Below are 19,849 nucleotides of genomic sequence, written 5' to 3' on the forward strand. Positions count from 1 at the left end.
TCTTAAGCCTTGCGCGTGACTTCGCCGTCACGGGCCAGCAGCGTGGCCGCGACGATATCGTCCGCGAGATCGATGTTCAGGGCGCCTTCCTTCGTGATGATCAGCTTGAGGAAGTCGAGCAGGTTGCGTGCGTAGAGCGACGATGCGTCAGCAGGCACCATCGAGGCCAGATTCGTATAACCGACGATCGTCACGCCATGCTTGATGACGACCTTGTCCGTTTCGGTGAGCGGACAGTTGCCGCCACGCTGGCCTTCATACTCGGCGCCGCGGCCTGCGGCCAAGTCGACCAGCACGGAGCCGGGTTTCATCGCCTGCACGGTTTCGACCGAGATCAGCGTCGGTGCGGCGCGGCCTGGAATCAGTGCGGTGGAAATCACCACATCGGCCTGTTTGGCGCGTTCGTGGACCAGCGCCGATTGACGCGTGAGCCAGGAAGGCGGCATCGGCCGCGCATAGCCGCCGACGCCTTGCGCGGCTTCGCGCTCCTCGTCGGTTTCGTAGGGCACGTCGAGAAACTTGGCGCCGAGCGATTCGATCTGCTCCTTCACCGCCGGCCGCACATCCGAAGCTTCGATCACCGCGCCCAGGCGCTTGGCGGTCGCAATCGCCTGCAAACCGGCCACACCTGCGCCGAGAATCAGCACGCGCGCGGCTTTCACAGTACCGGCGGCCGTCATCAGCATCGGCATGAAGCGCGGATAGAGCGTGGCGGCCAATAGAACCGCCTTGTAGCCCGCGATATTCGCCTGCGAACTCAAGACATCGAGGCTCTGCGCGCGCGTGGTTCTTGGCGCGGCCTCCAGAGCGAACGCCGTGACGCCCGCCGCAGCCAGCTTTGATGAGTTTTCGGTATTAAACGGATCGAGCATCCCGACGAGCGTCGCGCCGCGTTTAAGCAACGGCAGCTCGGCATCGGTCGGCGACTGGACCTTCAGGACGAGATCGGCGCCGAATGCGGTCGCCGCGTCGACGATCTCCGCGCCGGCGGCCGTAAAGGCATCGTCTGGAAAGCTGGCGCCGGTGCCGGCGCCGCTCTGGATCGTGACCCGGTGGCCCTGGGTCACGTACTTCTTGACCGTTTCGGGCGTCGCGGCGACGCGGGTTTCGTGCGCGCGCGTCTCGGCTGGCACTCCGATGTGCATCTTGTTCCTCCTCGACTTCCTGTTTTACGACAGATCGGCCGACGAGGCACGCCGGCTTGCAGGTGCAACGGCTAACGCCTCACTTTAACCGAAAGATGGGGGTGCGCAGAAATCGGGGACAATCCGGGGGTGCCCGGCGGACGGGGTCGACCTGGCCGCGCGCCGCCCGCTTCCCGGCAGGCGAGGCCCATAACCGGTAAAATGCGCACCCATGAAACCGGAAACCTGGCTGCCGCACGTCACGGTCGCGGCCATCGTCGAGCGTGACGGGCGCTTTCTCGTGGTCGAGGAACATACCGCCGACGGTCTGCGCCTGAACCAGCCCGCTGGTCATCTGGAGGCGGGCGAAACGCTGGTGGAAGCGGTGATCCGCGAAACGCTCGAGGAAACCGCCCATCCATTCGCGCCCGAGGCGCTGGTGGGCATGTACATGACGCATTTCGAGCGGCCCGGCAGTGAGGGCGTCACCTACCTGCGCTTCACCTATTGCGGCGCGGGCGGCGAAGCCGATCCACGGCGCGCCCTCGACCCCGACATCGTCCGCACGTTGTGGATGAGCGCCGACGAACTGCGCGCCTGTCCCGAACGGCACCGCACGCCGCTCGTCATGCAATGTCTCGACGACTACCTCGCGGGCCGGCGTTTCCCGCTCGACTTCGTGCGTACGCATTCGGTCGGGCAAAAAAGATAGCCGCAACGAGCGGCCAACCCACGATCCATGAAGTCACGCAGCACCCAGTGAGCATCTTATGAGCAAGCAGAAAGTCGTAGTAGGCATGTCGGGCGGCGTCGATTCGTCCGTTACCGCATGGCTGCTGAAGGAACAGGGCTACGACGTGGTCGGCCTGTTCATGAAAAACTGGGAAGACGACGACGACAGCGAATACTGCTCGACGCGGCAGGACTGGATCGACGTGGTCTCGGTGGCGGATCTGATCGGCATCGACGTCGAAGCGGTCAACTTCGCCTCGGAATACAAGGACCGTGTGTTCGCCGAATTCCTGCGCGAATACTCGGCCGGCCGCACGCCGAATCCGGACGTGCTGTGCAATGCCGAAATCAAGTTCAAGGCGTTCCTCGACCACGCCATGTCGCTCGGCGCGGAAACCATCGCGACCGGCCACTACGCGCGCGTGCGCGAGAACAACGGCCGCTTCGAGCTGCTGAAGGCGTTCGACCATACGAAAGACCAGTCGTACTTTCTGCATCGGTTGAATCAGGCGCAATTGTCGAAAACACTGTTTCCGCTCGGCGAGATTCCGAAAACGAAAGTACGCGAAATCGCCGAGCAGATCGCGTTGCCGAATGCGAAGAAGAAGGACTCGACCGGGATCTGCTTTATCGGCGAACGGCCGTTCCGCGACTTCCTGAACCGCTATCTGCCGACGAAACCCGGCCCGATGAAAACCACCGACGGCAAAGTGGTCGGCGAACATATCGGCCTCGCGTTCTACACGTTCGGCCAGCGCAAGGGCATCGGCCTCGGCGGCAGCAAGGACGGCAGCGGCGAGCCGTGGTTCGTCGCCGGCAAGGACATTCCGTCGAACACGCTGTACGTTGCGCAGGGTCACGATCATTCGTGGCTGCTCAGCCATACGCTGTCCGCCGGCAATACGAGCTGGGTGGCGGGCGAGCCGCCGGCGGACGGCTTCGCGTGCGGCGCCAAGACCCGTTACCGGCAAGCGGATGCGCCATGTACGTTTAGCAGCGCGGGCAGCGGCGAAGGCCTCTTCGAACTGAATTTCGACGCCGCGCAATGGGCTGTCACACCGGGGCAATCTGCGGTGCTCTACGATGGCGACGTGTGCCTCGGCGGCGGCATCATCGAGCACGCGGTCACCGGACAGCCGGTCGCGCGCGAGCCGCAAAAAGCGGCGCTGCTGAGCGCCCGTTGAGCCAGTCGTTCGATCGTGCGGCAACACGACCTGCTGCCGCACGCGCCTCACTTTCACGGTTCAACCTGCGTGGCGCGTGGCATCCACGCGCTCGTTCTTCAAGCCGCAGCTAGCTTCACCATAAAAGCAGTCGTTCGTTTTCCTTCGCGGCGGATTCCGTCTGCGCCGGCAGCGCTGGCGATCCCGCCGTGACGATCCTCACTGCACTGGAGTCCCCATGTTTTCTCGACGTTATCTGGCCATGTGGTGCGCAGCCGCGCTGTTCGCCGTCTGCGCGGCGTTGGCCGGCACGCATCACATCTCGTGGTTCTGGATCATCGTGCCGCTCGCGCTGGTCGCGCTCGGCCTGTTCGACCTGGCGCAGCAGCGCCACGCGATCCTGCGCAACTATCCGCTGTGGGGCCACTTCCGCTTCCTGTTCGAATTCATCCGCCCGGAAATCCGCCAGTATTTCGTCGAAGGCGATACAGACGAAAAACCGTTCTCGCGCGCCCAGCGCAGCATCGTCTATCAGCGCGCTAAAAACGATGTCGACAGCCGCCCGTACGGCACCGAACTCGACGTCAAAGCCACTGCGCACGAATGGATCAGCCACTCGCTCGCGCCGACCACGCTCGAGAATCACGACTTCCGCATCGTCGTCGGACCGGATCGCGCGCAGCCTTATTCCATGTCGATCTTCAACGTCTCGGCGATGAGCTTCGGTTCGCTGTCGGCGAACGCGATCATGGCGCTGAACCTCGGCGCAAAGAAGGGCAACTTCGCGCACGACACCGGCGAAGGCTCGATGTCGAAATATCACCGCGAGCACGGCGGCGACATCATCTGGGAAATCGCTTCGGGCTACTTCGGCTGCCGCAACGACGACGGCACCTTCAACGCGGAGAAGTTCGCCAGGCAGGCCGCTGAGCCGCAAGTGAAGATGATCGAGGTGAAGCTCTCGCAAGGCGCGAAGCCAGGTCACGGCGGCGTGCTGCCGGCCGCGAAGATCACACCGGAAATCGCGGAGACGCGCGGCGTGCCGATGGGCCGCGACTGCATCTCGCCGGCCACGCATTCCGAGTTCTCCACGCCGCGCGGCCTGCTCGAATTCGTCGACCGTCTGCGCACGCTGTCCGGTGGCAAGCCGACCGGCTTCAAGCTGTGTATCGGACATCCGTGGGAATTCTTCGGCATTGCGAAAGCGATGCTGGAAACCGGCATCCTGCCGGACTTTATCGTCGTGGACGGCGCGGAAGGCGGCACGGGCGCGGCGCCGCTCGAATTCACCGATCACGTCGGCGTGCCGTTGCAAGAGGGTCTGCTGCTGGTGCACAACACGCTGGTCGGCATCGGCCTGCGACAACGTATTCGTATCGGTGCGAGCGGCAAGATGATCACCGCGTTCGACATCACCAAGACGCTCGCGATCGGCGCGGATTGGGTCAACGCGGCGCGCGGCTTCATGTTCGCGGTGGGCTGCATTCAGGCGCAGACTTGCCACACGGGGCGCTGCCCGACCGGCGTGGCGACGCAGGACCCCGTGCGCCAGCGCGCGCTTGTCGTGCCGGACAAGGCCGACCGCGTGTTCAACTTCCATCACAACACGCTGCACGCGCTGAAGGAAATCATTCAGGCCGCAGGGCTGAAGCATCCGGCGGAACTGCGCGCGCATCACATCGTGCGGCGCGTGTCGTCGCATGAGGTGCGGTTGATGTCGGAACTGCTGAAGTATCTCGAACCGAACGATCTGCTCAACGGCAACCATCGCTACTCGTTGTTTGAGAAGTACTGGCCGGTGGCGCAGAGCGATTCGTTCTCGCCGAAGGTGGAGTTGGCGGCAACCTGAGCCGCCTCGCCGACACGGCCGGCAAGACGCACGACCAAGACGAAGGGCCGCCACGCGCGGCCCTTTGTCGTCTAAAGCGCACTCGAACTCCCGTCCGACCCCGCAAAACGGACACCCCCCTCCCTTTCCGTTAAAATCTACGGTTTAGCACTTCGCTCCACGGCCACCCGGCGCGCTTCGGCGCTCAAGGTGCGGCCTCATGCCCGAAAGGCACTTCATGCTCACGTTTCAGCAAATCATCCTGACCTTGCAGTCCTACTGGGACAAGCAGGGTTGCGCGTTGCTCCAGCCGATCGACATGGAAGTCGGCGCGGGCACGTCCCACGTCCATACCTTCCTGCGCGCGGTCGGCCCCGAGCCGTGGCGCGCGGCGTACGTGCAACCGTCGCGCCGCCCGAAAGACGGCCGCTATGGCGAGAATCCGAACCGTCTGCAGCATTACTACCAGTACCAGGTGGTGCTCAAGCCGGCGCCGGAAAATATCCTCGACCTGTACCTCGGTTCGCTCGAAGCGCTCGGCTTCGACCTGAAGCAGAACGACGTGCGCTTCGTCGAAGACGACTGGGAAAACCCCACGCTCGGCGCTTGGGGTCTGGGCTGGGAAGTGTGGCTGAACGGCATGGAAGTGACCCAGTTCACGTACTTCCAGCAGGTCGGCGGTCTGGATTGCAAACCGGTGCTCGGCGAAATCACGTACGGGCTCGAACGCCTTGCCATGTATCTGCAGAAGGTCGAGAACGTCTACGACCTCGTCTGGACCGAGTGGGAAGAGCAAGGCCCGAACGGCCCGGAACTGCGTCGCCTGACTTATGGCGACGTGTACCACCAGAACGAAGTCGAACAGTCCACCTACAACTTCGAATACGCGAACGTCGAACTGCTGTTCTCGATCTTCAACAGCTACGAAGCCGAAGCCAAGCGCATGATCGAAGCGCAGATCGCGCTGCCCGCCTATGAGCTCGTGCTGAAGGCCGGCCACACGTTCAACCTGCTCGACGCGCGCGGCGCTATTTCGGTCACGGAGCGCGCGGCGTATATCGGCCGCATTCGTGCGCTGTCGAAGCTGGTCGCGCAGGCCTACTACGATTCGCGCGAAAAGCTCGGCTTCCCGATGCTCGGCAATCCGGTGCACGGCGTGCCCGGCCTCACGACCGACGAACAGGACGCCGCGATGCCCGCGTGGGCGCCGCCGCTCAAAGTCGAACGCAAGATCGACCAGGACTGACGAGAACATCAAGAAATGACTCAACCCCACCAAGCTACCCTGCTCGTCGAGCTGCTGACCGAAGAACTGCCGCCGAAAGCGCTCGCGCGTCTCGGCGACGCCTTCGCTGAAGGCATTGCGCAGCGCCTCGCGGCGCGCGACCTGATCGAAGGCGAACTGTCGTTCGAACGTTATGCCACGCCGCGCCGCCTCGCCGTCACGATCAACAACGTGCGTACGGTTGCGCCGGAAAAACACGTGCGCGAAAAAGTGCTGCCCGTTTCCGTCGCGCTTGATAAAGACGGCCAGCCCACCGCGCCACTCGCCAAGAAACTCGCGGCGCTCGGCTTCCCCGATTTTTCGGTGAACGACCTGGAGCGCGCGCAGGACGGCAAGGCCGAAGCCTTCTTCCTGCGCTATGCCGCGCCGGGCGCCACGCTCGCCGACGGCCTGCAAGGCGCGCTCGACGAAACGCTCGCCAAGCTGCCGATCCCGAAGGTCATGACGTATCAGCGTCCGGACGGCACCAACGTGCAATTCGTGCGTCCGGCTCATCGACTGACCGCGCTGCATGGCGAACAGGTCGTGCCGGTGAGCGCGCTCGGCATCGACGCCGACGACACCACGCTCGGCCATCGTTTCCTCTCCGAAGGCTTCGTGCAGATCCAGCATGCGGATGCGTACGCCGAGACTTTGCTGCACAAAGGCCACGTGGTAGCGAATTTCGCCGACCGCAAGGAAACGATCCGCACGCATCTGCTCGCGCAAGCCGACGGCGATCAGGTCGTGATGCCGGAATCGCTGCTCGACGAAGTGACGTCGCTGGTCGAATGGCCGGTGGTCTACGCGTGCCGTTTCGAGGACGAATTCCTGCAAGTGCCGCAGGAATGCCTGATCCTCACCATGCAGACGAACCAGAAATACTTCGCGCTGACCGATGCGAACGGCAAGCTGCGCTCGCGCTTCCTGATCGTGTCGAACATCGAAACGTCCACGCCGGGCGATATCGTCGAAGGCAATGAACGCGTAGTGCGCCCGCGTCTGGCGGACGCGAAGTTCTTCTTCGAGCAGGACAAGAAGAAGCCGCTCGCGGACCGCGTGCCGCTGCTCGCGAACGTCGTGTATCACAACAAGCTGGGCTCGGCGCTGCAACGCGTGGAGCGCGTCGAAGCGCTGGCCGGCGCGATCGCCGAACTGATCGGCGCGGATGTGGCGCTCGCGAAGCGCGCCGCGCGCCTGGCCAAGGCCGACCTGATCACCGACATGGTGGGCGAATTCCCCGAGTTGCAAGGCACGATGGGCACGTATTACGCGCGCCACGACGGCGAGCCGGAAGAAGTCGCGCTCGCGTGTTCGGAACACTATCAGCCGCGCTTCTCCGGCGACGCGTTGCCCACCACCGCGACCGGCACCGTCGTCGCGCTGGCCGACAAGCTCGAAACGCTGGTCGGCATCTGGGGCATCGGTCTGCAGCCCACTGGCGAGAAGGACCCGTTCGCGCTGCGCCGTCACGCGCTCGGCGTGCTGCGCATTCTCGTCGAGAAGCAACTGCCGGTCGATCTGATCGAACTGCTGCGAACCGCTCACGCGCAATTCGCCGCGGTGCCGAACGTGACCGATTCGACGCAAGCGATTTACGAATTCAGCATGGACCGTCTGCGCGGCCTGCTGCGTGAACGCGGCTACGCGCCGGGCGAAATCGACGCGGTGCTGGCGTTGAACCCCACGCGTCTCGACGACATCGTCGCGCGCCTGGATGCCGTGCGTGAATTCGCGGCATTGCCGGAAGCGGCGTCGCTCGCGGCGGCCAACAAGCGCATCTCGAACATTCTGAAGAAGTCGGAAGGCGCGGCGACTGGCGGCGTGCAGGTCACGTTGCTCATCGAAGCGGCGGAAAAAGCCCTGCATGCGCAACTCGAACAAGTCGCGCCGCGCGTGCAATCGCAACTCGCCGCGCACGACTACACGGGCGCACTAACCGCGCTCGCCGCGTTGCGCGAACCGGTCGACACGTTCTTCAACGACGTGATGGTCAACGCCGAAGATCCGGCGTTGCGCGCCAACCGTTTGGCCTTGCTCGGCGCACTGCATCAGCAGATGAATTGCGTCGCCGACATTTCCCGACTCGCCGCCTGAGCCCGCAGCCATGCCGATGCCGACCAAAAAAGTGGTGATCCTCGACCGCGATGGCGTGATCAACGTCGACTCCGACGCGTTCATCAAGTCGCCGGACGAATGGGTGGCACTGCCCGGTTCGCTCGAAGCCATCGCGCGTCTGAATCAGGCCGGCTATCGCGTGGCGATCGCCACCAACCAGTCGGGCATCGGCCGCGGCCTGTTCGATATGAACGCGCTCAACGCAATGCATCTGAAGATGCATCGCATGGCGGCGGCGGTCGGCGGGCGCATCGACGCGGTGTTCTTCTGCCCGCATACAGCGGAAGACCACTGCGAGTGCCGCAAGCCGAAGCCGGGCATGCTGAAGATGATCAACGAGCGTTTCGAGGTCGATCCGGAACAAACGCCGGTGGTCGGCGACTCGCTGCGTGATCTGCAAGCGGGCGCGTCGCTCGGCCATCCGGCTCATCTGGTGCTGACCGGCAAGGGCCGTAAAACGCTCGAGGCCGGCGGCTTGCCCGAAGGCACGATCGTCCACGACGACCTGCGCGCCTTCGCGCTCGACTTCCTCGCCGACGCTCAAGAGTGACGCGCGCCACGCGCGTCCCCAACCCTCACTGACCACGCCGATGCGCTTCATTCGTTCTTTGCTTCTGCTGATCTATTTCGTTCTGTTCACGGTGCCGTACGCGACTGCATGCTTCATCGCATTCCCGTTCATGCGCGCCGACAACCGCTACTGGATGGCCGCCGGCTGGTGTCGCGCGACGCTGCATACGGTGCGCTGGCTCAACGGCATCCGCTACAACATCGAAGGCTTCGAGAACCTGCCTAACGGTCCCGCCGTGCTGCTCTCCAAGCATCAATCGGCGTGGGAAACGCTGGCGTTTCCGGCGCTGATGCCGCGGCCGCTGTGCTATGTATTCAAGCGCGAACTGCTGTACGTGCCGTTCTTCGGCTGGGCGCTCGGCATGCTGAAGATGGTTCATATCGATCGCAAGGAAGGCAAGTACGCGTTCGAATCGGTCATCAGGCAAGGCAAAGCGCGCATGGCCGAAGGCGCCTGGGTCATCATGTTTCCGGAGGGCACGCGCACGCCGACCGGCAGACAGGGCAAGTACAAAACCGGCGGCGCGCGTTTTGCGACAGCCACCGGCGCGCCGGTCGTGCCGATCGCGCACAACGCAGGACGTGTGTGGCCTCGCAACTCGTTTCTCAAATATGCGGGTATAGTCACAGTGTCGATCGGCAAGCCGATCGAGACGACGGGGCTCACGCCCGATGAAGTGAACACGCGCGTCGAACAGTGGATCGAAGCTGAAATGCGTCGCATCGATCCTACCGCGTACCGCGCGGCGGAAAGCAGTTCCGCCGCCGCACCAATCTGACGCGCCCACGCCCTCGAAGGCGTATTTGCGCGAAGCCGAATCCGATGCAGAAGTCTCCTACGCCGCAGCACGCTGCGGCGCTCGATAACCGGCAGCTTGATCTCCCGCTCTTCGCCGAGCCGGGGTCGACGTCGTCGTCGCCTTCACCTTCCGCACCCACACCCGGCGCTTCGCAGAGCTCGCCGGGCGGCCAGCAACCGGCCCTGCCTCTCGCGCCGGATGGCAGCAAGCTGCGCAGTCTCGCGATCGGCTCACGCACGCTCCACTACGCGCTCAAGCGTTCGGCGCGTCGCTCGATCGGTTTCGCGATCGACAGCACCGGTCTCACGATCACTGCACCGCGCTGGGTCACGCTCGCCGATATCGAAACCGCGATCACCGAAAAGCAGCGCTGGATTTTCACGAAGCTGATCGAATGGCAGACGCGTGTCGAACAGCGCGCGTTGCCGAAAGTCGATTGGAAAGATGGCGCCGAAGTGCCGTATCTCGGTCAGCCCGTGCGCGTGAAACTCGGCGCGCCGCAAGGCATGCTTGCGTTCAGCGCGCAAGATGCGGCGCTGCAAGTGCCGCTGCCCTTGCAAGCGGATCCGCAGCAGATCAAGGATCGCGTGCAAGGCTGGCTGCAGGGTGAAGCGAAGCGTCTGTTCGGCGAGCGCCTCGCGATTTACGCGGAGAAGCTGGGCGTGAACTATCGCGCGTACGCGCTCTCGTCAGCGGCGACGCGTTGGGGCAGTTGTTCGAGCGACGGCAAGATTCGCCTGAACTGGCGGCTGATTCACTTCCCGCTTTCCATCATCGATTACGTCGTCGCGCACGAACTCGCGCATCTGCGTGAAATGAATCACAGCCCGCGCTTCTGGCAAACAGTCGAATCGATTTTTCCGGAATTCCGCGAAGCGCGGCAGACACTGAAGTCCCATCCGCCGGAATTGCTGCCGACGCTTTAACGCCTATTTGTGCCTTGTAGTGCCTTGAAACCGGCGCTTCGATTTCAATCCAGAGCGCCGGTTTGTCACACACGCCCGCTCATTCCGAGCAGAAAGTTTCCTGCAGATGACGCCACGTCACCTTGCCGTGCGCGTCGAGATCCATCACCGCCGTAGAGCGCCGCACGTTCGCGTTGCCGGCGCCGTCGCGCTGATACTCGCGATATTTCACCACCGCTCCTGACGGATATTCGGCGACGATCTCCTTGTCGCGGATCGTGATTTGCGAGCCCGGACGCGCGCCGTGCAGCTTCGAGAAAATCTCGCGCACGCCGGCGTGATCCAGTGCGATGCCCGATGTCATGACCAGCGTGAATTGCGGTGCGAAGCGCGCCACGATTCGCTGCAGCGCGCCTTCGTCCGCGGAACCGTTGAACAGGGCTTCGATTTCGACGTGGATTTCGTCGAGTTCTTTGAAGTAGGGATTGATGTTATTCATTGTTGACCTCGCCCTGCCGCCAGCCTTATTGCTTCTTCTGGATGAACTCGATCTTGTAGCCGTCCGGGTCCGTGACGAAAGCGATCACGGTCGTGCCATGTTTCATCGGACCGGCTTCGCGCACCACCGTACCGCCTTGTGCCTTGATCTTGTCACAGGCGGCGTACGCGTCTTCCACTTCGACGGCGAGGTGGCCGAAACCCGTGCCGAGGTCGTACGAAGGCGTGTCCCAGTTGTGAGTGAGTTCGAGCACGGTGCCGTCGCGTTCATCTTCGTAACCGACGAACGCAAGCGTGAATTTGCCGTCCGGATAATCATCGCGGCGCAGCAGTTTCATGCCGAGCAGGTCGGTATAGAAAGCGATAGAACGGTCCAGGTCGCCGACCCGGAGCATGGTGTGAAGCAGGCGCATGATGCACTCCCTGTTGCGTGGTAACGAGACCGTCAATGTACCCGGAATCGCTCGGCGTTGCAGGGAGCGCCACCCGTGAATCAGTACTCAGAACTGATGCCGAATACCCGCCATCAAACCGATCTGCGAGCCCTTCTGCGCGAGCCCGACGCCGTTGACACCCTGCAGCTGTGCGCCGATCAGGTCGCCGCGATACAGCGAATAATCGCCTTCCAGATAGACGTCCGTGCGCCGGGACAGGTTGTAGTCGGCGACCAGTTGGTACTGCCACGCCGAGCCGTCCTGCGCGGCGGTCTTGCCGTCCTGCAACGTGCGCCAGACGTTCGCGGCGAAGTGCCACTTGTTGCTGACCTGTTGCGTGATGCCGCCCATGATCATGCGGCGCCGCGCGAAGTCCGTGTACTTGAGCGCCGCCAGCACGGGCGCGCTGAACGGACCATTGGCGAAATTCGAAAAGCCCGCGTCGTTCTGATTGACGATGTAGCCGACGGAAAAACGCGTCAGATTCCACGTGTACGCGCCGCCGAACGTCCATGTCTTCGCGGCCGCGCCGTTGACCGAATCTTTCGACACTTCGTACGCGCCGCCGACGCTCAACGGACCGCCTTCGGGTTTATAAGCCGCGGCCGCGCCGATCTGGCTGCCGTATGAATTGCCGGCATTGCCGCCGAATGCGTAGCCGGCCGCGAACGTGAAGCCGTTATATCTCGCCTGATATTGCACCTGGTTGCTGGTCCAGATGCCGCCCGTCATGGTGATTTCAGGCTGGAAACTGAAGTCGTACGGGATCCACGAATTGCTGCCGTAGCCGGCTACCGTCACACCTTCGATCACGACGTTGTACTGCCGCCCGAGGATGATCTGGCCGTACGAATCCGATCGCACGCCGACCTGTGCTTCATTGAAGAACGGCAGCGTGGGATCGCTTTGGCCGCTGTTGACGTAGATGCGGTTCTCGAGTTTGAAGAAGGTAGACCAGCCGCCGCCGAGATCCTCGACGCCCTTCAGCCCCCAGCGGCTCTGCGTCATGCCGCCCGTGCCGAGTCCAATCGACGAATCGCCGGCCTTGTTGGCGTGAGTCAGGTAGCGCACGCTTTCGTCGACCACGCCGTACAGCGTCACACTGGATTGTGCCTGCGCCAACTGACACCCCAACGACGCCAATGCCGCGGGCACCGCGACCGCCGCCAACCTGCCTACGTTCTTCATAGCTTCTCCTCGTACAGGCCCCGCGTTGCGCGGATGGAGTTCGTCTGCCTGGAATGTCCTGATAAAACGTTAGTGGCAGAACCTTAGCGCGAAACGCGAGCCGTGCGAAATTAGTCTGAGACAGGTGTTGTTAAGTCGGCAAAAACGCTTACAGCCTTGCTTGCGGCCTAAAAGAAGCACGCGTAGGCAATGGGGTCATCGGCGGGTGGCGTGGGCAGGTTTGCTATCGTACGAGCTATTTCCGACTCGACACCGCCCATGAGCACCTCCGCCCTGCCCGCACGCCGCGCCCCGGATAGCTTCGCCATCCTGTTGATGATTGGCCTGTGCGCGATCTGGGGCCTCCAGCAAGTCGCGATCAAAAGCACCAATGCGGCAGTGCCGCCGGTCTTCCAGGCGGGTCTGCGTTCGGCGATTGCGGCGGTGCTGGTGTGGGGCTGGGCGCGCTCACGCGGCACGCCGCTCTTTCGCGACGACGGCACCCTGGGCGCCGGCCTGCTCGCGGGCGTGCTGTTCGCGGGCGAGTTCGTGTGCATTTTTCTTGGTCTGACGCTGACCAGCGCGTCGCGCATGGCGGTCTTTCTATACACCGCGCCGTGCTTCACGGCGCTCGGCCTGCACTGGTTCGTCGACGGCGAGCGCATGCGGCGGATTCAGTGGGCGGGTATCGTCGTGGCGTTCGCGGGCATCTCGCTCGCCTTCGCGGACGGCTTCCTGCATGGCCACGCCGCCGGCGGTTCACTGCTCGCGGGTGTCGCGGGCGACGCGCTCGGCGTGCTGGGTGGCATCACGTGGGCCGCGACAACCGTGGTGGTGCGCGCCACGCGACTCGCTCAATCGAGCGCCAGCAAGACGCTGTTTTATCAACTGATGGTGTCGGCGGTGGTGCTGCTCGCGCTTGCGCTCGGACTCGGCCAGGCGCATGTGGAAACCGTCACGCCGCTGACCGTGGTGAGCCTCGCGTATCAGGCGGTGATCGTGGCGTTCGTCAGCTATCTGCTGTGGTTCTGGTTGCTGACGCGCTATATCGCTTCGCGCCTGTCGGTGTTCTCGTTTCTCACGCCGCTGTTCGGCGTGACCTTCGGCGTGCTGCTGCTCGGCGAGTCGTTCAGTCTGCGCTTTCTGATGGCTGCGGTGCTGGTGCTGGCCGGCATCGCGCTGGTCAACGCACCGGCGAAGCGGGTGACAGGTTAGAGGATCGCGTTATTCGAGACCGCAGACCCGATACCCCCGCCAAGGCTTAGGCTTTGGCCGCCACGATCTGCGCAACGCGCACGTATTCGTCCACCGGCACGTCTTCGGCGCGGCGTTGCAGGTCGAAGCCGAGCGCCTCGAAATCCACCGAATCACGATACGCGGCCAGCGTATTGCGCAACATCTTGCGACGCTGCGAGAACGCGGCCGTCACCACTTCGCCGAGCACGCGCTCGTCCACTGGCGCCAACTCATGCAGTTCGTACGGGATCATCCGCACGATCGCCGAATCGACTTTCGGCGGCGGGTTGAATGCTTCGGGCGGCACATCGAGTTGCTTGTCGATCACATAGCGGTATTGCAGCATCACCGAGAGACGGCTGAACGCCTTGGTGCCCGGCTCCGCCACCATCCGTTCGACTACTTCGTTCTGCAACATGAAATGCTGATCGATCACGCGATGCGCGAACGACGTCAGATGAAACAGCAGCGGGCTCGAAATGTTGTACGGCAGATTGCCGACAATGCGCAGCGACGCCTTCTCGCCCGGCGCGGCCAGCGAACCGAAGTCGAACGCCAGCGCGTCGCCGGCGTGCAGTTCGAGCAGGCCACCGAATTTCGTCTTCAGACGGCCGATCAGATCGCGATCCAGTTCGACGGCGTGCAAGGGCGCTTCCGGCGTCGCGAGACGCTCGATCAGCGGTTCGGTGAGCGCGCCGAGTCCCGGCCCGATCTCGACCATACGCTCGCCGCGTTGCGGCCGGATGACATCGACGATCGAATCGATCACGCCCATGTCGACCAGAAAATTCTGACCGAAACGCTTACGCGCGATATGACCTTGGTGCCGGCCCTGTTGCTGTCTGCTGGTGGACATCGAAGAAACGCTAAGAAAGAGAACTGCTTAAGAAAAGGAACTGGCTGAGCGGCGCGCACTTCTGGATGCGCTCGACGCGCTCGCCGAGCCGCATACGCTGCTGCTAGCGGCAGGATACACGCGAGCAGCAGCCCGGCAGCGCCGAGTCAGCCCGCGCGGCGGTGCTGCGCCATCGACACCGCCGTCTCGATCGCGGCGATCAGGCTGCCCGCGTCGGCGCGGCCGGTGCCGGCCAGATCGAGCGCGGTGCCGTGATCGACCGAAGTGCGGATGATCGGCAATCCGAGCGTGACATTGATGCCTTCGCCGAACGTGGCGTACTTCAACACCGGCAGGCCCTGGTCGTGGAACATGGCCAGCACGCAATCGGCCTCGTCCAGATAACGCGGCTGGAACAGCGTGTCGGCCGGATACGGACCGCGCGCGTCAATGCCTTGAGCGTCCGCGAGATTCAGCGCCGGCGTGATGACATCGATTTCCTCGCGGCCGAGATAACCGTTTTCGCCCGCGTGCGGGTTCAGGCCCGTAACGAGGATGCGCGGCGCCGGCAAGCCGAAGTGATGCCGCAAATCGTGATCGATGATGCGCAGCGTTTCGACAATGCCTTCGATAGACAACGCGGCGGACACATCCTTGAGCGGCAGATGCGTGGTTGCTAGTGCGACGCGCAACGGGCGCTTGCCGGTGCCGGCCAGCATCATCACCACGCGCGGCGTGTGCGTGCGCTCGGCCAGATATTCGGTGTGGCCGGTGAACGGCACGCCGGCATCGTTGATGGTGCTCTTTTGCAGCGGCGCGGTGACGATCGCGTCGAACGTGCCGGCTACCGCGCCGTCGATCGCGCTGTCCAGCAGGTCGAGCACATAGCGGCCGTTGGCCGCGTTGAGCTTGCCCGCAACGGCAGGCGCTCCGAGCGGCCGGTGCTGCAGGCGCACGCGCTTGCCGTCCGCCACCAGCGCGCTCCAGTCGACGCCCACGGCCCGCGCGCGTTCGGCGAGCAGGTCGGCGTCGCCCAGCACGGTGAACTGCGCGTGCGGCCAATGCGCCGCCGCGCCCGCCAGTGCCTGCACCGTCAATTCGGGACCGACGCCGGCGGGCTCGCCGGTCGTGATCGCGATCTGCAGCGGTGGGCGGGCGGACTGGGTAGCGCTTGTCATGACAGTTATTGCGTGCTCGACAGAGTGGGCTTCACTTCCACATACGCGGTGTCGCGCAGTTCGCGCAGCCAGTCGGCGTAGGCCTGTTCCGCCTTGCGCTGACCGATGGCCTGGCGCGCCAGATCCATCTGCTGCGAGACCGAACCTTCGGATTCGCGGCGGCCCAGCACCTGAATCAGGTGATAGCCGTATTCGCTGCGGACCGGATCGCTGATCTGGCCGTCCTGCAGGTTGTTCATGGCGCGCTCGAATTCCGGCACCGTCTCGCCCGGGCTGATCCAGCCGAGGTCGCCGCCTTGCGACGACGAACCGTCCTGCGAGTAAGTATGCGCGAATTTGGAGAAATCGCCGCCTGCGGCGACTTCGTTCTTGATTTCGAGCAGTTTCTGGCGCGCTTGCGGTTCCGACATGCCGTCGCCGACGCGCAGCAGAATGTGGCGCACGTGCGTTTGCACGAGCTTCGGCGCATCCGAGCTGGTGCCCTGACCCGCACGGCGATCGACCAGACGCACGATTTCGAAACCGTCGTTGGTGCGGATCAGATCCGGGTTGACTTCGCCGGGACGCATGGTCGAGACAGCCTTGACGACTTCAGGCGGCAGCTTGGACGGCGCAACGAAACCGATATCGCCGCCTTTCGATGCATCCGGCGCCTGCGAATTCGACTTCGCCAGCTTGTCGAAATTGGCGCCGCCCCTCGCTTCGGTAAGCAACGCCTGGGCCTTCTGCTGCGCCGCCTCGATGTCCGTCTCCGGCGCGTTTAGCGGCGCCTTCAGGAAAATGTGCTGCAGATGCAGGTCGCTCGTCGCGCCGGCGTTCGGGCCACGCTGACTGGCGATATAGTTCGCGACTTCGGCGTCCGACACCGTGACCTTGCTGTCCACTTCCTTCTCGCGCAGGCGGGAGAGCGTGAGTTCGGTACGCGCGTCGCTGGTGAACGTGCTCCAGGGCACGCCTTGCGCCTCAATGCGCGAGCGGTACACGTCGAGCGACAGGTTGTTCGCCGCGGCCAGCCGTTCGAGCGTTTTCTGCACGGTGGCGTCGTCGATATTGATGTTGTCTTCTTTGGCCTTCTGCAACTGGATGCGTTCCAGCACCATCTGGTTGAGCACCTGCTGACGCAACTGGTCCAGCGGCGGGACCGGCGCGTTCTGCTGGTTCAGGCGGCGGGTGATCAGGCCCATGCGTTCGTCGAGCTCGCGCCGCGTGATGACACCGTTGTTGACCACTGCGGCAATGGTGTCGACCGTCTGGCCGCTACTGCCGCCCAGCGCCTGCGCCTGCACCGGCGCGACCGACAGGAAAGACGCCGCGGCGGCCAGACCGGCCGCAAGCGTTGCCAAGCGAAGCTTTTTCATGATTGCCACAGATACTCCAATGATGTCGGGCGCGCCTGGCCCGTCTTTTCGCACTTTATAAATGATCGGGCAAGCGTCATTCGTAATTGGTGAAACGCGACTCCGGCGGCGGCGGTGGCGGCAACGGCGTATAGCCCGCCACGCTGGCGCGGAATGCGCTCATCAGCCCGTTGTCGACGCTCGACAAGCCCTTGAACGTCAACTGCGCGAGAAACCGCGTGCTCGACTGATTCTGCCCCGAGGTGTTCAGACCGTTCGCGTAGCGCTGGATCCCCGCGCCGAGCGTCCAGCAATCGGCGTCGTACTGCAGGCCAACCAGACCGTCGACGATCCGATGGCCGCCCAGGTCGTAATTGAAACGGCCGACGCCGAACACCCGATGCGTGAGCGGCCATTGCCCCGAAATCAACACCTGATTGATCGGCTGGTTGTCCAGCGTGGTGTTCGCGCGGGTGTAACGGTACCCGACGTTGATCACCTTGCCGGTGGCCGGGCTGAACCCGAAGCCGATGCTCGTCTTCACCAACTGGTTGTTGTCGGCATTATATTGGAACGCCGTTTCCGAAGCGAAACCGGCGCCGAGCTTGAACGACGCACCCGCGATCAGGTCCGAATGCGTGGCCTGCGTGCTGGTCTGCGTGGGCTGCAGCGTGACGCGCTGGTCCTGGAAATAGTACTGCTGCGCGATCACGAAACGCGCCCGCTCATCGCCCGTGGCCGCGTCGATGAAGCGCGTGGTGAGAGCGGCCGTCAGGCGGTTCGCGTCGGCGATCCGATCGTTGCCGACGAAGGTGTTCGGCGTGAAGATTTCCGCGAGGCCGAAGTCGGAGTCGGCGGTGTCGAACAGCGGCGCGGACTCCTGATTGCGATACGGCGTGTACACGTAGTACAGACGCGGCTCGAGCGTCTGGATGTAATCCTGCCCGAAGATCCGCACCGAACGGTCGAAGATCAGGCCCGTGTCGAAGGTGAACGTCGGGATCGATTCGGTGAAATTCTTCGGCGTGCCGGCCGGCACGTCGTTGCTGATATTGCGCAGGTTGTACGACGCAAAGTGCCATTGCACCTTCGGCGTGACGAAGTAACCCGGCCCGACCACGGAATACGCAAGGTACGGGTTGAACATCACCCGCTGACCTTCGGTCTGATCCGCGGTGGTGATGCGGAAATTCGTGTAATCGGCTTCCGCGCCGTAGTCGAAGCCGCCGACGTTGTACTTCGCGTACTTCACGTTCAACTGCGGCTCGCGGCCGTACGGCGCCGTTGAAGGCGCCAGCGTCTGCCAGTGCTGTTCGCGCGCGAGCACCGACCACGGTCCATTGGTGTAGGTCAACCCGGCTTCCTGTTGATACAGGAGCTGGGTGCCGTTCATGAACTGACTGACCGACGACGACAGGTCTTCCGGATACGTGTTGTCCGAGACCTTGTTGTAGTAGATGTAGCCGCCGAACCCGTTGCCGAAGTTCTGGTTGTGCTGGATGTACAGCGCGTAGCGGTTGGTCTTGGTCAGGTGATCGTCCGGCAGGAACTCGCCGGTGATCGAACCGGAATACGTGGGCGACAGATAACGGAACGTGGACTGCAATTGCACGCCGCGCTTGGAGATCACACGCGGCGTGACCGTCAGATCGCGATTCGGCGCGATATTGAAGTAATACGGCACCGACAGTTCGAAGCCGTTCGACGAACTCAGCGAGAACGTGGGCGGCAGAACCCCGCTGCGCCGCTGGCCCGAAAGCGGGAACGACAGCCAGGGCGAGGCGAATACCGGCACGCCCTGGAAGAACAGCACACCGTTATGGGCGACGCCTTCGTCCGCGCCGGTGTCGAAATCGAACTCGCTGCCCTTGATGTACCACGCCGGATCGTCCGCGCACGCGCAGGCCGTGTAAGTGCCCTTCGTGAACACCGAGCGCTCGTTGTCGAGCAGGTCGACGCGCTCCGCGCTCCCCGAGCCGCCCGTCACGTTGAAGTGGTACTTCGGCGCGGTCATGAAACCTTCGCTCGAATCCACACGCATATGCGCTTCCGGGCCGACGAACGAATTGCCGTTGTTGACGACGTGGACCTGGCCGTACGCGTCGGCCATGTCCGTGTCCTGGTCGTAGTGCAACGCGTCGGCCTTGATCACGACCGTATTGCGGCGCACCTCGGCCGAACCCTTGGCGGCCATGTCCTGGTCGCTGGTGCCGGTGGTCGCGTCGCCGAGTACGAACGTGGCCGGCTTCTGGCCCGTCTGCAGCGGACGGTCTTCGAGCTGCGGGGCGAGCTGCATGCCCCATGGCGCGTCGATAGGTTGCGGCTGCGCGGCTTCCCCCACCAGCTGGGCGTGCGCAAGCGCGGGCATCAGGCCCGGAACGGCGATCAACGCCGCGACGAGCCGCCTTTTGCGCGGCACAACAGCACAAGAGGGAGTCGTTTGGGAAAGCTGTCTAGGCGGCATGTATCGTTTGGCGAATCGGCTCGTCCGTCAGCATCTGCAGTCACGGTCCACCGCCTGCACACCCCGACCGTGACAGTCGGCTGCACATCAATATTTACAATCTGTTGAACGATGCGGCGGGCGGTAAAGCGGAATACGCGAAAAGCTGGCGTGAGCCGCGTCAAAAAAGTCGTGGGGTATTATATGGCAAGACGTT

General features: G+C 63.5%; 17 protein-coding genes. 9 read left to right on the top strand and 8 right to left on the bottom strand.

The window, feature by feature from the left end; translation table 11 throughout:
- Positions 1–2: 2 nt before the first annotated feature.
- Complete coding sequence (locus B0G75_RS22695) at positions 3–1,145, bottom strand: Re/Si-specific NAD(P)(+) transhydrogenase subunit alpha (protein ID WP_106310552.1); 1,143 nt, start codon at positions 1,143–1,145, stop codon at positions 3–5.
- Between the two features lie 211 nt (positions 1,146–1,356).
- Between B0G75_RS22695 and B0G75_RS22700 the strand changes: the two genes are divergently transcribed.
- The 8 genes from B0G75_RS22700 (at position 1,357) to B0G75_RS22735 (ending at position 10,525) form a co-directional block, all read left to right on the top strand.
- Complete coding sequence (locus B0G75_RS22700; RefSeq protein WP_106310555.1) at positions 1,357–1,836, top strand: NUDIX hydrolase; 480 nt, start codon at positions 1,357–1,359, stop codon at positions 1,834–1,836.
- A gap of 58 nt (positions 1,837–1,894) precedes the next feature.
- On the top strand, positions 1,895–3,040 hold the full coding sequence (gene mnmA, locus B0G75_RS22705; RefSeq protein ID WP_106310557.1) for a tRNA 2-thiouridine(34) synthase MnmA: 1,146 nt from the start codon (positions 1,895–1,897) through the stop codon (positions 3,038–3,040).
- 217 nt (positions 3,041–3,257) lie between these two features.
- Complete coding sequence (locus B0G75_RS22710; RefSeq protein WP_106310559.1) at positions 3,258–4,868, top strand: FMN-binding glutamate synthase family protein; 1,611 nt, start codon at positions 3,258–3,260, stop codon at positions 4,866–4,868.
- Between the two features lie 217 nt (positions 4,869–5,085).
- Positions 5,086–6,093, top strand: coding sequence for a glycine--tRNA ligase subunit alpha (glyQ, locus tag B0G75_RS22715; protein WP_106310562.1), 1,008 nt, complete (start codon positions 5,086–5,088; stop codon positions 6,091–6,093).
- Positions 6,094–6,108: 15 nt separating this feature from the next.
- Complete coding sequence (gene glyS / locus B0G75_RS22720) at positions 6,109–8,208, top strand: glycine--tRNA ligase subunit beta (protein ID WP_106310565.1); 2,100 nt, start codon at positions 6,109–6,111, stop codon at positions 8,206–8,208.
- A 16-nt stretch (positions 8,209–8,224) separates the two neighbouring features.
- Positions 8,225–8,779, top strand: a complete 555-nt coding sequence (gene gmhB, locus B0G75_RS22725) for a D-glycero-beta-D-manno-heptose 1,7-bisphosphate 7-phosphatase (RefSeq protein ID WP_041758736.1) — start codon at positions 8,225–8,227, stop codon at positions 8,777–8,779.
- Positions 8,780–8,819: 40 nt separating this feature from the next.
- Positions 8,820–9,578 carry a 1-acyl-sn-glycerol-3-phosphate acyltransferase gene (locus B0G75_RS22730; protein ID WP_106310568.1) on the top strand — a complete coding sequence of 253 codons (759 nt, stop codon included), beginning with the start codon at positions 8,820–8,822 and terminating at the stop codon, positions 9,576–9,578.
- Between the two features lie 44 nt (positions 9,579–9,622).
- Complete coding sequence (locus B0G75_RS22735) at positions 9,623–10,525, top strand: M48 family metallopeptidase (RefSeq protein ID WP_106310571.1); 903 nt, start codon at positions 9,623–9,625, stop codon at positions 10,523–10,525.
- Positions 10,526–10,604: 79 nt separating this feature from the next.
- On the opposite strand, the gene B0G75_RS22740 is transcribed toward B0G75_RS22735, so the two are convergent.
- The 3 genes from B0G75_RS22740 to B0G75_RS22750 form a co-directional block, all read right to left on the bottom strand.
- Positions 10,605–11,003, bottom strand: coding sequence for a hypothetical protein (locus B0G75_RS22740; protein WP_106310574.1), 399 nt, complete (start codon positions 11,001–11,003; stop codon positions 10,605–10,607).
- A 25-nt stretch (positions 11,004–11,028) separates the two neighbouring features.
- Positions 11,029–11,415, bottom strand: coding sequence for a lactoylglutathione lyase (gloA, locus tag B0G75_RS22745; RefSeq protein ID WP_106310577.1), 387 nt, complete (start codon positions 11,413–11,415; stop codon positions 11,029–11,031).
- An 87-nt stretch (positions 11,416–11,502) separates the two neighbouring features.
- The gene (locus B0G75_RS22750; RefSeq protein WP_106310580.1) at positions 11,503–12,624 is read right to left on the bottom strand and encodes a porin; all 1,122 of its coding nucleotides are present in this window, start codon (positions 12,622–12,624) and stop codon (positions 11,503–11,505) included.
- 258 nt (positions 12,625–12,882) lie between these two features.
- On the opposite strand from B0G75_RS22750, the gene B0G75_RS22755 reads away from it, so the two are divergent.
- Complete coding sequence (locus B0G75_RS22755; RefSeq protein ID WP_106310583.1) at positions 12,883–13,818, top strand: DMT family transporter; 936 nt, start codon at positions 12,883–12,885, stop codon at positions 13,816–13,818.
- 46 nt (positions 13,819–13,864) lie between these two features.
- On the opposite strand, the gene rsmA is transcribed toward B0G75_RS22755, so the two are convergent.
- The 4 genes from rsmA to B0G75_RS22775 all read right to left on the bottom strand — a co-directional run bounded on the left by rsmA (position 13,865) and on the right by B0G75_RS22775 (position 19,653).
- Complete coding sequence (rsmA, locus tag B0G75_RS22760) at positions 13,865–14,695, bottom strand: 16S rRNA (adenine(1518)-N(6)/adenine(1519)-N(6))-dimethyltransferase RsmA (protein ID WP_012431739.1); 831 nt, start codon at positions 14,693–14,695, stop codon at positions 13,865–13,867.
- Positions 14,696–14,841: 146 nt separating this feature from the next.
- Positions 14,842–15,852 (bottom strand): 4-hydroxythreonine-4-phosphate dehydrogenase PdxA, encoded by a 1,011-nt coding sequence (pdxA, locus tag B0G75_RS22765; RefSeq protein ID WP_106310586.1) that lies wholly within the window; start codon positions 15,850–15,852, stop codon positions 14,842–14,844.
- 5 nt (positions 15,853–15,857) lie between these two features.
- Positions 15,858–17,219: a peptidylprolyl isomerase gene (locus B0G75_RS22770; protein WP_106310589.1), complete on the bottom strand. Its 1,362-nt coding sequence runs from the start codon at positions 17,217–17,219 to the stop codon at positions 15,858–15,860.
- A gap of 67 nt (positions 17,220–17,286) precedes the next feature.
- Positions 17,287–19,653 carry an LPS-assembly protein LptD gene (locus tag B0G75_RS22775; RefSeq protein WP_106310592.1) on the bottom strand — a complete coding sequence of 789 codons (2,367 nt, stop codon included), beginning with the start codon at positions 19,651–19,653 and terminating at the stop codon, positions 17,287–17,289.
- Positions 19,654–19,849: the final 196 nt, after the last annotated feature.

The sequence above is a fragment of the Paraburkholderia sp. BL18I3N2 genome, from assembly GCF_003001875.1.
Lineage (GTDB): Bacteria > Pseudomonadota > Gammaproteobacteria > Burkholderiales > Burkholderiaceae > Paraburkholderia > Paraburkholderia phytofirmans.

Coding starts and splice junctions, on each gene's coding strand:
- B0G75_RS22695 (WP_106310552.1), bottom strand. CDS start 1,145: ATGCACATCGGAGTGCCAGCCGAGACGCGCGCGCACGAAACCCGCGTC.
- pdxA (WP_106310586.1), bottom strand. CDS start 15,852: ATGACAAGCGCTACCCAGTCCGCCCGCCCACCGCTGCAGATCGCGATC.
- glyQ (WP_106310562.1), top strand. CDS start 5,086: ATGCTCACGTTTCAGCAAATCATCCTGACCTTGCAGTCCTACTGGGAC.
- B0G75_RS22735 (WP_106310571.1), top strand. CDS start 9,623: ATGCAGAAGTCTCCTACGCCGCAGCACGCTGCGGCGCTCGATAACCGG.
- glyS (WP_106310565.1), top strand. CDS start 6,109: ATGACTCAACCCCACCAAGCTACCCTGCTCGTCGAGCTGCTGACCGAA.
- mnmA (WP_106310557.1), top strand. CDS start 1,895: ATGAGCAAGCAGAAAGTCGTAGTAGGCATGTCGGGCGGCGTCGATTCG.
- B0G75_RS22700 (WP_106310555.1), top strand. CDS start 1,357: ATGAAACCGGAAACCTGGCTGCCGCACGTCACGGTCGCGGCCATCGTC.
- B0G75_RS22740 (WP_106310574.1), bottom strand. CDS start 11,003: ATGAATAACATCAATCCCTACTTCAAAGAACTCGACGAAATCCACGTC.
- gloA (WP_106310577.1), bottom strand. CDS start 11,415: ATGCGCCTGCTTCACACCATGCTCCGGGTCGGCGACCTGGACCGTTCT.
- gmhB (WP_041758736.1), top strand. CDS start 8,225: ATGCCGACCAAAAAAGTGGTGATCCTCGACCGCGATGGCGTGATCAAC.
- B0G75_RS22755 (WP_106310583.1), top strand. CDS start 12,883: ATGAGCACCTCCGCCCTGCCCGCACGCCGCGCCCCGGATAGCTTCGCC.
- B0G75_RS22775 (WP_106310592.1), bottom strand. CDS start 19,653: ATGCCGCCTAGACAGCTTTCCCAAACGACTCCCTCTTGTGCTGTTGTG.
- B0G75_RS22710 (WP_106310559.1), top strand. CDS start 3,258: ATGTTTTCTCGACGTTATCTGGCCATGTGGTGCGCAGCCGCGCTGTTC.
- B0G75_RS22730 (WP_106310568.1), top strand. CDS start 8,820: ATGCGCTTCATTCGTTCTTTGCTTCTGCTGATCTATTTCGTTCTGTTC.
- rsmA (WP_012431739.1), bottom strand. CDS start 14,695: ATGTCCACCAGCAGACAGCAACAGGGCCGGCACCAAGGTCATATCGCG.
- B0G75_RS22750 (WP_106310580.1), bottom strand. CDS start 12,624: ATGAAGAACGTAGGCAGGTTGGCGGCGGTCGCGGTGCCCGCGGCATTG.